Genomic DNA, 11,300 nt, shown 5'->3' with positions numbered 1-11,300 from the left:
GTCACTCCTCCGGCGGCTCCACGAAGAGGGCGGCGAGCCGGGGCAGCCGCCGCCGCGCCTCCTCCTCGTCGTCGAAGTCCCAGAAGTCGTTCAGGTCGGGCACGGGCACCGGGTCACGGTCCGCCGGCAGCTCGGTCGCGGTCGCCTTCCGGTAGGCCTCCCAGGGCACCGCCAGCATGTCCTCGCACTCGAACTCCTCGCCGCTGAGCGCGGCGGCCCGGACCTGCGGCAGCTCGGCCAGGGAGTCCGGGTCGGCGACGGCCTTGGCGAAGACCGCCCGGCCCTGGGTCATCAGCCAGCCCCGGAAGTATTCGAAACCGTCGTCGGAGGCGCCCCCGTTGATCAGGTACGCCGCGCCCCAGAGGTCGACCCGGTAGGAGGCGGCGAGCACCCGCCGCTGGTGGTGGGCGTACCCGACGATCTCCGCCGGGTCCCGCTCGGCGAGCAGGGCGACCGCGCGGGCGGCGACCGCCGCGGACTCTCCCCCACCGCCGGTGCGGGCGCGGTCGATCAGCTGCCAGAAGTCGTCGGTCCTCATGGCGTGGCAGTCTCCCAGACCGGCGCCCGGCCCCGGCCGGGCAGCGGGAACAGCGCGGCGAGTCGCGGGTAACGGTGGGCCAGCTCATTCGAGTCCCGCACGTCCCACGCCTCGTCCACCGGCTCCGGCGAGCAGCGCAGCTCCCGCCCCCGGGCCTCGACCGCGTCGTCCAGGCCCTCCTCCTCGCCCGTGATCCGCTCGTACGCCTCGTCGGCCACGTAGTCCAGGCACTCCCAGTCCGGCAGCTCGTCCTCGGCCCAGTCCCGCATCGGCCGGCCCGCGAGCCGGCGCACCTCCGGCAGGTCGGCGAGCGCGTCCGGGTCGGCCAGCACCCGGTGGTAGGCCGCCCGGCCGCGGCCGATCAGCCAGGTCTGGAAGTAGAAGAAGCTGTCGTCGGAGCAGAATCCGTCGAAGATGAGCAGGGCGGCGCCCCAGAGCCGCCAGGTGTCGACCGGACCCCGCAGCTCGTCCAGCCGCAGCGCGAAGTCGACCACCTCGGCGGCGGGCCGCCCGGCCAGCCGGTCGGTGAGCCAGGCCAGCCGCTCGTCGGGCGTCCGAGCGCCGTCGGCGGACGCCTCGACCAGCGCCCAGAACTCGTCCGTCTCCACGGCCCGGATGCTGCCAGCGTGGTACGACACTCCGTCCGGCAGCATGGGAACGTGCCACCGATCTCGCTGCCCCCGGTGCCGTACGAGGCGACCGCCGTCCGCCCCGACTGGGCCGGGCTGCCGGCCGGGCTGCGGGCGGCGGTGGCCGCCCGGCTCGGCGGGCCCCCGATGGCGGTCCGGGTGGCCGGCGCCGGCTTCACCCGAGGCTTCGCCGCGGTGCTCACCGGTCCCGACGGCGGCCGGATCTTCATCAAGGCGGCGGCGCTGGACACCCAGCGGCAGCTGGCCGACTGGTACTTCCACGAGGCCGCGATCCTGGCCCGGCTCCCCGCCGGGCTGCCGGTCCCCCGCCCGCGCTGGGCGCTGGCCGAGGCCGGCTGGTACGCGCTCGCCCTGGACGCCGTCGACGGCCGGATCCCCCGGCTGCCCTGGGACCCGGCCGAGCTGGACGCCGCCCTCGCCGCGTACGCCGAGGTGGCCGCCGCGCTCGCCGAGCCGCCCGCGGAGCTGGTGGCGCTCGGGCTGCCCCGCCTCGCCGACCTGGCCCGGGACGACATCCTCTGGTGGGGCGAGGTGGCCGCCGGCCGCGAGCCCGCGCCGGAGCTGCCGGCCTGGGCCCCGCTCCCGGAGCTGGTCGCGCTGGAGTCCCGCCTTCCCGGGTACGCGGCCACCGGCGGGCTGGTCCACGGCGACCTGCGGGTGGACAACCTCCTGATCGACCCGGCCGGCCGGGCGTGGCTCTGCGACTGGACCTGGCTGTGTCACGGGCCGGCCTGGTTCGATCTGGTCAGCCTGCTGATCACCGGGTACGCCAGCGGCCTGGCCGTGGACGTCGCCTTCGCCACCCACCCGGCGGCCGCCGACGCCCCCGCCGACGCGCTGGACGTGACCCTCGCGGCGCTGTCCGGATACTTCCTGACCAGCGCCGCCGCCGGCCCGTCGACCGCCTCCCCGCACATCCGTGTCCACCAGCGGTGGAGCGGCGAGCAGGCACTCGGTTGGCTGGCCGCACGGCGGGGCTGGGCCTGAGCCGTTTTGGCTCGTCCCGGCCGACCTGGTAACCTGGCCTTTCGCGCGGCGATGACGCATGCTCGTCGTGCGCGAAAGCAGACCAACCCGAGCTATCAAGACGAGGCTGTCGCGTGGCGAACATCAAGTCCCAGATCAAGCGCAACCGGCAGAACGAGAAGCGCCGGCTGCGTAACAAGTCGGTCAAGTCGTCGCTGAAGACCGCCATCCGGAAGTTCCACGAGGCTGCCGAGGCTGGCGACACCGAGCTGGCCACCACCCTGATGCGGGATGCCACCCGCAAGCTGGACAAGGCTGCCAGCAAAGGCGTCATCCACGCCAACCAGGCGGCCAACCGGAAGTCGGCGATCGCCCAGCGCGTCGCCTCGTTCTCGGCCTGACGAGCGCCTTCAGACCTGACCGGAAGCCCCGGGGCACCCGCCCCGGGGCTTCCGGCTGTCCGCGTTTCCCGGCCCTCGGCGGCCTTCCACCCACCTCACCGGACCCTGCCGCCGTCTCGGCGGACGCGGCAAGGGTCGGGGCACGTGCCGCCTCAGCGGGACGCAACATCAGGGAACCTGCCGTCTCACCATGCTGGGAGGCAGCAGGTTCGGGCGAGTTGCCCGGATCTTGCCCGAATGCCGGCGGGCGGCGCGGCGGCGGAGTCGGGGTGAGTTGGCGCGGCGGGCGGCTGGTCAGCGGAACGGGTCGGGGCGGGTGGGGTCCGCTCCCGCCGGGCGGAGCAGCGGGTCGCCGGGGTGGGCCGCTCGCAGCGCCGGGTCGCCGGGGTGGGCCGCTCGCAGTGCCGGGTCGCCCGGGTGGGCCGCGCCGGGCAGCGCCCGGGCCGTCGACGGCACGCGGGCCCGCCCCACCACCGGTTCGATCTGCCGGCGGAAGCGGTCCCGTTCCTGCTCCGGCACCTGGGCCGCGGTGCGGATCACCACCTCGGCGACCATGTCGTTGAGCTTCACCATCACCGCCACCGCCGCCGGCAGCACCAGCACGGCCCACCAGGTGACCAGTTCGGCGAGGGCGAGCAGCACGGCGAGCGCCACCGCCCCCTCGAAGAAGAGGAAGCAGAGCACCCCGCCCGGGTTGACGAAGCGCAGCCCGAGGACCCGGGCGTAGAGCGGGCGATACCGCTCCGCGTCGGTCGGGACCATCGCCCAGGACCGGGCGGGTCGGGTCACCGGGCGCCACCCTGGCGGGCCGCGGCGACCGAGAAGACCGCCCGCTCCAGCGCGTACGCCCGGTCGTCGGAGCCGCCCTTGACGGCCGCGTTGCACTCGGCGGCCGCCCGCATGGCCGCCACCAGGCCCTCCGGGGTCCAGCCCCGGCCCTGCCGCTGGGCCCGCTCGATCTTCCACGCCGGCATGCCCAGGCTGCTGGCCAGCTGATAGGGGCTGCCCCGCCCGGCGGAGGCGACCCTGGCCACCGTCCGAACTCCGTCGGCGAGCGCGTCGGCGATCGGCACCGGGTCGACACCGACGTGCAGCGCCCAGCGCAACGCCTCCAGGGCGGCCGGGACGTCACCGACCATGGTCGCGTCGGCGACGGTGAAGCCGGTCACCTCCACCCGGCCCCGGTAGTAGCGGGCCACCGTGTCCGCCCCGATCCGGCCGTCGGTGTCGGCGACGAGCTGGGCGCAGGCGGCCGCCAGCTCCCGCAGGTCGGTGCCGACGGCGGCGATCAGCGCCTCGGCCGCGTCCTCGGTGCACCTGCCCCCGCTGCGGCGGATCTCGTCCCGCACGAAGGCCACCCGCTCGCGGTGCCCCTTGAGTTTCGCCGCGGGCACCACGGTCGCGCCCGCCGCGCGCAGCCCGTCGGCGAACGCCTTCCCCTTCGCGCCACCGAGGTGCAACACCACGAGCTGCACGTCCGGGTCCGGGTTCTTCGCGTATGCCAGCAGCGCGGCGACCAGATCCTTGCGGGCGTCCTGGCCGGCGCGGAGCACGAGCACCCGGTGGCCGCCGAACAGCGACGGGCTGAGCATCTCGGCGATCTCGCCCACCGTCAGGGAGCCGGCCTGGTACTCGCGGACGTCCACGTCCGGGTCGACGCTGCGGGCCCGGGCGACGGCTTCGGAGACCGCTCGCGTGGCGAGCAGCTCCTCGTCGCCGAGAACGAGCAGAATAGGAGGCAGGCTGGCGGGGGTCACGTCGCCCATATTCGCACGGCCCCCGACCGGATCGTGCCTGCTCATCGGTGACTGTGATGGCACAGCCTGCACTCAGCGCTAATCCAGACATTTGAGTCGATCCGCCTGCTATCCCAACAATCCGCTTCGATCAGCCGGTCACCGGCCACCCCGGCGCCCCGGCCCCACGCCCCGGGCCACCACCGCGAGGCCGGAGCCGTCCCGGACCGCGGCGACGTCCCCGTCCGTGTCGGTCCGCAGCACCCGCGCGCCGGCCCGGGTGAGCCGGTCCAGCAGGCCCGGGTTGGGGTGCCCGTAGTCGTTGTCCGCGCCCACGCACACCAGGGCGATGGCGGGCCGGACCGCCGCCAGGAACTCCGGATCCTGATAGGCCGACCCGTGGTGGGCCACCTTCAGCACATCGGCCCGGACACCACCGGGCGGCAGGCTCTCCAGCAGGGCCCGCTGCTCCTCCGTCTCGGCGTCGCCGGGTAGCAGGATCCGCACCCCGGCCACCGTGGCCGCCAGCACCAGGGAGTTGTTGTTCGGATCCGACCGGCTGCCCCGCAGCGGATACGGCGGACCGAGCACGGCCAGCTCCGCTCCCCCGGCCCGCCACCGCCAGCCCGCCGGCACGGCACGCAGCGTGGCGCCGCCATCGCGCGCGGCGGCGCGTACCTGGGACACGCCGTAGGGCGGCTCCGCCCACTGCGGAGTCACCACGTCCGCCACCCGCCGGCCCCGGAACACCCCGGCGATGCCACCCACGTGATCGGCGTGAAAGTGGCTGACCACCAGCAGCGGGACCTCGCGTACGCCGAGCCGGCGCAGGCACCCGTCCACGCCGGCCGGGTCCGGGCCGGCATCGACCACCACCGCCCGGCCGGCGGCGACCGGCAGCACGACGGCATCGCCCTGCCCCACCGCGCAGGCCACCACCACCCAGCCGGCCGGTGGCCAACCGGCGGCCAGCAGCCGGACGGGCAGCGCGCCGAGCACCGCCGCGACCGCGCCGACCGCGACGAGCCGCCGGAGCAGCGGCCGGCGGGTGGCGAGCAGCAGGGCCACGCTCAGGGCGGCCAGCAGCAGGGCGCCGGTCACCCCGCCCGGCCAGGGCAGCGTCCCGGCGGGCAACCGGGCCCCCTGCCGGGCCACCGTCACCAACCACCAGGCCGGCCAGCTCGCCAGCCAGGCGGCGAACTCGGCACCCGCCGGCCAGACCGGCGACGCCACGGCGGCGAGCACGCCGAGCACGGTGGCGGGCGCGACGGCCGGCACCACCAGGAGGTTCGCCGGCACCGCGACCAGGCTCACCGTGCCGGACAGGCCGGCGATCACCGGACCGCAGGCGAGCTGGGCGGCGGCCGGCACGGCGAGCGCCTCGGCCAGCCCTGCCGGTACGCCCCGCCGGCGCAGGCCGTCCCGCCACCCGGGAGCGAGCAGCAGCAGCCCGGCGGTGGCGCACACGGAGAGCGTGAAACCGGGGTCCCCGGCCAGCTCCGGGTCGACCAGCACCAGCACGGTGACCGCGGCGGCGAGGGCGGGCAGCGCGGCTCGGGATCGCCCGGCGGCGAGCGCGGCCAGGCCGATGGCTCCCATCGCCGCCGCGCGGACCACGCTCGGCGACGGCCGAACCAGGATCACGAACCCGATCAGGGCGACTACGCAGAGCGCGGCGGCGGTCCGGGGACCGGCCCGGGCCCATCGGGCGAGCAGCAGCACCGCCCCGACGACGATGGCCACGTTCGAGCCAGTGAACGCGAGATAGCGAGGTGAGTAGAGAACGAGCCCGGCAGGTGCGCCAACACCTGTGGTCCGGGCTCTTGACGGACACAGGAGGTCCGCCCGCTGTGAGTGTAGCTGTCAAGGCCGCCATGCTGGCCACGAAGGATCTCGGGAAGAACGAGCGTGCCGTGGCTATCGCCATCGCCGCTCACGCCAACCACGAGGGCAACGCTTGGCCCTCGGTCGCCACTATCGCCGATTACGCCGGCTGCTCCGAGCGGACCGTACAGCGCTGCCTTGCCAAGCTGGTGCAGCTCGGTCGCCTGGTCGTGTCCAAGGTGGCTGGCATCGCCACCCGCGTCTATCGGCTGGTGACCGGCCAGGGGGTGACGGATTCCGCCTCGGGGGTGACGAATCCGCCGGCCGGGGTGACAGATCGGGCCGCCGGGGGTGACAGCCAGAGTGTCACCCGAAGTTCTGAAGACCAATCGAAGGAGAAGACGCGCGCAAGCGCGCGTGACTGGCGTCGATTCCTTCCGAAGAACAAGCACGCCCCCGCTCCGGCCTACGTCGAGCGGCGAGGCGCTGCCCTTCCGATGACTGCCGGTGGCGACCGGTGCCACAAGCCGGGGCACGTTGGCCAGCCTGCCGGCCGGTGCATCCCCTGCCGCTCGGAGGCGCTGGCGGGTGACCGATGAACACCACTGCCGCCTACGCGCTCGCCCTGGTCCTGATCGGCGGACCGCTCGCCATGCTCGCGCCCTTCGTCATCGCTCGCCGACTGACTGAGCAGCACGCGGAGCAGGTAGCCGACGGCATCGCCCACCTCTCGGACGTCCCGAGCGTCCCCACCCGCTTCTGAGGAGTCCTCCCAGTGAACCTCACTTCCGTTACGTCTCGCCTGACTACCGCCCTGGTCGCCCTGGTCGCTGGCTACGCATCGTTCACCCACATCTACGACGTCGCCCGCGAGGCTGGCGAGCACCCCTCGGTGGCTTCCGTGCTCCCGCTCTCGGTTGACGGCCTGGTCCTGGTCGGCTCGCTCGCCGTGCTCGACGACAAGCGCAACGGCCGGAAGCCTCGACTCTCCGCGCGGCTGGCTATCGCGTTCGGCGTAGTCGCCACCCTTGCCGCCAACGTTGCCAGCGCCGAACCGACGTGGATTGCACGGGCGGTTGCCGCTGTGCCGCCGCTGGCGTTCTTGATCGCCGTCGAGGTGCTGAGCCGCCGGGGCAAGGTGCTCGCCAGTCAGCCTGAGTCGGTGAGCCGACCGACCATCGCGCCGGCCAAGCCTGAGCCGGTGAGCCTGCCGACCGTTGAGCCGAGCCAGCCTGAGCCAGCGGCGGTTGAGCCGGTCAAGGCTCAGCCGGCCAAGCGGACCAGCGAACCGAGCCGCAAGCCTGTCCCCCGCTCGCTCACGTCGGCTGACCGGATCATGTCGGCTCACCTCGCCGAGCCGGACGCGACTCACGCTCGGATCGCTGAGCTTGCCGGGGTTTCGCTGGCGACCGTGAAGCGGTACCGGCCTACCCGCTCGGCTGGCTCGCCGTCCCCGGCGCAGCCTGCGGAGACTGCCGCCAACGGTCGTACCCCTGAGCTTGCCGGGGTGGCGGCGTGACTGAGCTTGAGCGTGCGATCCGCCGGCTACGGCGCAAGCACACCGTGTCGCGGGTGGCCTACCGGTACGTCTCCGGTAGGCCGCTCAGCGGCAAGACCGGGTACCCGTACCTGAGCCGGGGTGCCGGCCGGCTCAGCGGTTGGCAGCGTCAGGTGATCCGGCTCGCCGCACCGGCTACGGCTGTGCTGGCGGCGGCTCACCCTGAGCAGGTCGGCTCACTGGCTGGCTCGGCTGCTCTGGTCGTGAGCTACCGGCTCAGGCGCAAGGTGACCATGCGCCGGTTCAACCGCGAGTACATCGCGCCGACGCTAGCTGCGCTCACGCCCGCGCTCGGCATGCAGAGCGGCGTACGCCTGCACGTTGACCCGAGGTTGGGCAACCTCACGCCCCGGCTGGCCAAGCCTCTGTCGCCGGCTGAGGTGGCCGTACGTACCTGGTACGGCGAGCGGGTGGAGCCGGTGATCCGGTGGCTGCCTGAGCGTGCTCAGCGGGCAGCCTGGTCGGTGCAGCGTGCCGCCGAGCCGATCACATCGAGGCTGGCTATGTTCCGCCGGCCGGCCGGTCCCGACCAGGGCCCGCGCATCGAGCTGGTCGCCGACACCCCGTACCTGACCAGGGAACAGCGGCAGCTTGTCTCCTCAATCATCGGCAGCAAGATTCCTGTCTCTGACCTGGTCGAGACCTGGCAGCAGGTCGGTCCGCGGGTAACCGCCACGTGGACGGTGCGTAAGCGTCCGCCGGCTCGGGTCGGTGTCGACCAGGTCGCCGAGCACCTGCCCCGGCTGGCTGAGTGGGAGTTCTACATCGGGCAGGGTGCAGGCGATCAGCCCGTGATCCTGTCTCTGCGCGACGACTCCCCGCACATCGCCGTGAGCGCCGGGACCGGCGCAGGCAAGAGCGTGCTCGCCGAGCTGGTCGCCGTGCAGGTGCTCGCCCGAGGTGGGCGGGTGGTGATCCTCGACCGGAAGGGCTCGCACCGTTGGGCCCTCGGCCTGGCTGGCGTCGACTACTGCACCAAGCCCGCGCATATGCATGACGCGCTCGTGCGACTGGCGGTGCTCGCCGATGAGCGGAACACGCTGGCCATGCACGAGGCTGAGGACTGGGACTGCGGTCCCCGTGTGCTGGTCATCGCCGAGGAGTTGAACGCGACCATCGGGCAACTGGTCAACTTCTGGGCCGAGGCTCGCAGCAAGGGTGACCCGAAGCGGTCCCCTGCCGTGTCGGCGCTGGCCGACCTTCTCTTCATGGGCCGCAGCGCCAAGGTCAACGTGCTGGCCATCGCGCAGATGTTGACCGCTCGCGCCATCGGTGGGCCCGAGGCGCGGGAGAACTTCGGCATCCGGTGTCTCGCCCGGTACACCGCCAACAACTGGAAAATGCTCGTACCCGAGGCAGCCATGCCCCGGCCATCGCGGACCCTCGGCCGGTGGCAGGTAGTCGTCGGCGGACAGGCCACCGAGACGCAGGTTGCCTACCTGACCGCGAGCGAGGCGCGCCAGCTTGCATGTCCCCGGTCCCCGGAGACATCGCAGGTCAACGGCCTATCAAGCCCTGTCGGGGACTTCCTGACGCTACGCGAGGCGGTAGACGCCGGAGTGATCCCGTGGAAGCTCGACGCAGCGAAGAAGCGCCTCCAACGGCGAGTCGGGAAGGTTCCCACTCCCCGAGGCAAGAGCGGGAACGCCGACCTATACGCGCGGCAGGATCTCGCTGAGTGGGCCGGAGCTGCTTGACGGTCGTCCGAGAGGGCCCGGTTATCAGACCGGGCCCTCAGGCTCACACCGAGTTGCGGGCGATCGCTAGGCCACAGGTGGCGAGCATCCCCACCACAACGAGGCCGATACGCAGCCACGGCACGTCTCTCGTCTGCTTGAGCCCGATCGACAGGGACAGACCCACACAGCCAGCGACGACCAAGCAGATGAGCACAGTCATCGCCTTGTATGCCGGGCCACTCACTGACCACCAGGCCCACGCACCGAACACCGAGGGAACGAGCAACAGCAGGCTGAGCCCGAGCAGCGGGATGGCGATCTTCCAGCGCGTCCAGATGCTCACCGTTGTCGGCCCTCCTCGCGGCGGTCTCCGTCGTCTGCGTCATCCACGTCCAGCATCGCAAGGTCGCCCGCATCGTGTAGCAGCCGAGCCTGTCGCTCGAACTCGGCCCGCTCCTCGGCTGAGAGCGCGTCACGGTCGGCAACAGCCTCGGCGAAGGAGGCATGTAATGCCGAGCCGTGCCAAGACATGGACGCGGCGGTGCGAAGGTCTGCCTCACCGCTGAGAACAGTATGGGCGAGTGAGCCAAGGGGATCGTTAGGGCCTCGGGTGCGGGCTAGCTGGGCGAGAACCGCGCGAGCAAGGGGCTCCCGGGTGATGTCGTCAGTCACCGTGCCACCTGTGGGTGCTGGTACGGCTTCAGGTCGGGCAGTGACGAAACCTCCATGCCGGCCTTGACCATCTCGATCGAGCCGGCGATGCCCTTGAAGGTCGCTTCGGCGTTGCCATAGAAGGTCGAGATCTCGTTGTACAGGTCGTACGCCTGCCAGGCGTAGTAGGCAGCCACCCCGTAGCCGACTACGGCACCAACACCGGTCTCGATCGTGGCCGTACCTACCGCCGAGGCGACGTTGATGACGATGAGCACGTCGATCAGCTTGCTGATCAGACCGGTAACCACGGAATAGAGCTGCTTGGCCGCCTCGGCTGCCCGGGTGTACAGATCCGCATACTGGTCACAGACAGGATGCAGCGCGCGGGCTGCCGAGGCGAGCGATAGTTGGTACTCCTGCTCTGCCTCTGCCGCGTTGCCTCGCCACACCTCGGGCACGTCCGCAGCACCGGTGATCAGGTTGCGGCCAAGGTCGTCCAGCGCGTTGCCGATGATCCGCCAAGCGGCGGCGCAGTGGACGTAGGAGTCCCAGTCGCCGCTGAACGCCTTGCCCCAGCCCTCGAACGGGTCTTCTCCGAACAGCCACACGCTGACTTGCCGGAGCCACGCCGCTGGGCTGACCAGATCCGCCAGTGGATTGATCTGGAACATCTCGATGCCGGTGGCGTAGTTGGGTGGCACCAGCCGCGCCGTCGGCTCAGCGGTGTCAGCGAAGGCCGCGCGAGACGTAGTGGGCCACAGGTCCGGCCGGCTGGGACCGGCAAGCGTGCCACGAAGGCTGGAAGGGTCGCGGGCACCGGGATAGCTCTTGTCCAGATGAGCTGCGGCAGATGTGTCGGAGGTGGCGTACTCGCGTTGCGCCAAGTTGACCTGAGTGGCGGCACCCTGGGTCAGGGTCTTGAGCCGTTCCAGCCCTTCGGTCATCCGGCGGTAGGCCATATGGTGCGGGCCGGCAAGCATGAAGAGCAGGCCCTCTTGGTCGAACGTCAGATCGCAGTGACGGGTTGTGTAGCCCAGGATGTCTGCGGCGTCTTCAGACGCCCGGTGAAGCAAGTTGTACAGACCGTTCATGCCCGCCGGGTCTACGTAGAAGCCGCTCACGCCGCCTCCACCAACTGAGCGATGATCTGCGCCGCGCTTAACATGCCCTCCCCCTTGGCACCTCCCGCTCGACATCTACCGAGCGTGATTAGTCGGACGCAGCTTACGCAAGGTGTCCGCATCTATGCATACCCGTAACTGCCTTTAGCACCCAAGATCAGCCAGCGCAACCC

General features: G+C 72.0%; 13 protein-coding genes and 1 pseudogene. 6 read left to right on the top strand and 8 right to left on the bottom strand.

Annotated features, from left to right (window positions below; all coding sequences use genetic code 11):
* Position 1: 1 nt before the first annotated feature.
* Both ACFYML_RS29410 and ACFYML_RS29405 read right to left on the bottom strand, forming a co-directional pair.
* On the bottom strand, positions 2-538 hold the full coding sequence (locus tag ACFYML_RS29410; protein ID WP_387423713.1) for a DUF4240 domain-containing protein: 537 nt from the start codon (positions 536-538) through the stop codon (positions 2-4).
* Positions 535-1,146 carry a DUF4240 domain-containing protein gene (locus ACFYML_RS29405; RefSeq protein WP_387423712.1) on the bottom strand — a complete coding sequence of 204 codons (612 nt, stop codon included), beginning with the start codon at positions 1,144-1,146 and terminating at the stop codon, positions 535-537. Before ACFYML_RS29405 ends, ACFYML_RS29410 begins: the two co-directional genes overlap by 4 nt.
* 51 nt (positions 1,147-1,197) lie before the next feature.
* On the opposite strand from ACFYML_RS29405, the gene ACFYML_RS29400 reads away from it, so the two are divergent.
* Positions 1,198-2,175: a phosphotransferase family protein gene (locus tag ACFYML_RS29400; protein ID WP_387423711.1), complete on the top strand. Its 978-nt coding sequence runs from the start codon at positions 1,198-1,200 to the stop codon at positions 2,173-2,175.
* Positions 2,176-2,288: 113 nt separating this feature from the next.
* The gene (rpsT, locus tag ACFYML_RS29395) at positions 2,289-2,555 is read left to right on the top strand and encodes a 30S ribosomal protein S20 (protein ID WP_357443940.1); all 267 of its coding nucleotides are present in this window, start codon (positions 2,289-2,291) and stop codon (positions 2,553-2,555) included.
* A gap of 294 nt (positions 2,556-2,849) precedes the next feature.
* Here rpsT and ACFYML_RS29390 read toward each other — a convergent pair whose 3' ends face one another.
* The 3 genes and pseudogenes from ACFYML_RS29390 to ACFYML_RS29380 form a co-directional block, all read right to left on the bottom strand.
* The gene (locus ACFYML_RS29390) at positions 2,850-3,317 is read right to left on the bottom strand and encodes a hypothetical protein (protein ID WP_387423757.1); all 468 of its coding nucleotides are present in this window, start codon (positions 3,315-3,317) and stop codon (positions 2,850-2,852) included.
* 23 nt (positions 3,318-3,340) lie between these two features.
* Positions 3,341-4,321, bottom strand: a complete 981-nt coding sequence (gene holA / locus ACFYML_RS29385; protein ID WP_387423710.1) for a DNA polymerase III subunit delta — start codon at positions 4,319-4,321, stop codon at positions 3,341-3,343.
* Positions 4,322-4,450: 129 nt separating this feature from the next.
* Positions 4,451-6,052 (bottom strand): annotated as a pseudogene (locus ACFYML_RS29380) (ComEC/Rec2 family competence protein); the annotation flags it as partial.
* Between the two features lie 113 nt (positions 6,053-6,165).
* Here ACFYML_RS29380 and ACFYML_RS29375 point away from each other — a divergent pair.
* Genes ACFYML_RS29375 through ACFYML_RS29360 form a run of 4 tightly spaced genes read left to right on the top strand, consistent with a single transcriptional unit; the run spans position 6,166 to position 9,370 of the window.
* The gene (locus tag ACFYML_RS29375) at positions 6,166-6,714 is read left to right on the top strand and encodes a helix-turn-helix domain-containing protein (RefSeq protein ID WP_387423709.1); all 549 of its coding nucleotides are present in this window, start codon (positions 6,166-6,168) and stop codon (positions 6,712-6,714) included.
* Entirely contained in the window at positions 6,711-6,878 is a 168-nt protein-coding gene (locus tag ACFYML_RS29370) for a hypothetical protein (protein ID WP_387423708.1), read from the top strand. The genes ACFYML_RS29375 and ACFYML_RS29370 overlap by 4 nt, the downstream gene beginning before the upstream one ends.
* A 12-nt stretch (positions 6,879-6,890) precedes the next feature.
* Positions 6,891-7,634 carry a DUF2637 domain-containing protein gene (locus ACFYML_RS29365; protein ID WP_387423707.1) on the top strand — a complete coding sequence of 248 codons (744 nt, stop codon included), beginning with the start codon at positions 6,891-6,893 and terminating at the stop codon, positions 7,632-7,634.
* Complete coding sequence (locus ACFYML_RS29360) at positions 7,631-9,370, top strand: helicase HerA domain-containing protein (protein WP_387423706.1); 1,740 nt, start codon at positions 7,631-7,633, stop codon at positions 9,368-9,370. The genes ACFYML_RS29365 and ACFYML_RS29360 overlap by 4 nt, the downstream gene beginning before the upstream one ends.
* 43 nt (positions 9,371-9,413) lie before the next feature.
* Here the strand turns inward: ACFYML_RS29360 and ACFYML_RS29355 are convergent, their stop codons facing one another.
* From ACFYML_RS29355 to ACFYML_RS29345, 3 genes are read right to left on the bottom strand one after another with little or no spacing between them, the layout of a single operon-like run.
* Positions 9,414-9,695, bottom strand: coding sequence for a hypothetical protein (locus tag ACFYML_RS29355; protein ID WP_387423705.1), 282 nt, complete (start codon positions 9,693-9,695; stop codon positions 9,414-9,416).
* Positions 9,692-10,024 (bottom strand): hypothetical protein, encoded by a 333-nt coding sequence (locus tag ACFYML_RS29350; RefSeq protein WP_387423704.1) that lies wholly within the window; start codon positions 10,022-10,024, stop codon positions 9,692-9,694. Before ACFYML_RS29350 ends, ACFYML_RS29355 begins: the two co-directional genes overlap by 4 nt.
* A complete protein-coding gene (locus ACFYML_RS29345) occupies positions 10,021-11,127 on the bottom strand; it encodes a hypothetical protein (RefSeq protein ID WP_387423703.1) in 1,107 nt (368 codons plus the stop codon). The genes ACFYML_RS29350 and ACFYML_RS29345 overlap by 4 nt, the downstream gene beginning before the upstream one ends.
* Between the last annotated feature and the right edge of the window lie 173 nt (positions 11,128-11,300).

The sequence above is a fragment of the Micromonospora sp. NPDC007230 genome (genome assembly GCF_042869115.1).
Taxonomy (GTDB): Bacteria; Actinomycetota; Actinomycetes; order Mycobacteriales; family Micromonosporaceae; genus Micromonospora.
Note: the sequence above shows the minus strand (reverse complement) of the source record. Positions and strands in the feature narration are given on the sequence as shown.

Excerpts from the sequence above, each read along its gene's own strand:
- ACFYML_RS29410 (WP_387423713.1), bottom strand. The coding sequence starts at position 538 with ATGAGGACCGACGACTTCTGGCAGCTGATCGACCGCGCCCGCACCGGC.
- ACFYML_RS29390 (WP_387423757.1), bottom strand. The coding sequence starts at position 3,317 with ATGGTCCCGACCGACGCGGAGCGGTATCGCCCGCTCTACGCCCGGGTC.
- holA (WP_387423710.1), bottom strand. The coding sequence starts at position 4,321 with ATGGGCGACGTGACCCCCGCCAGCCTGCCTCCTATTCTGCTCGTTCTC.
- ACFYML_RS29375 (WP_387423709.1), top strand. The coding sequence starts at position 6,166 with ATGCTGGCCACGAAGGATCTCGGGAAGAACGAGCGTGCCGTGGCTATC.
- ACFYML_RS29370 (WP_387423708.1), top strand. The coding sequence starts at position 6,711 with ATGAACACCACTGCCGCCTACGCGCTCGCCCTGGTCCTGATCGGCGGA.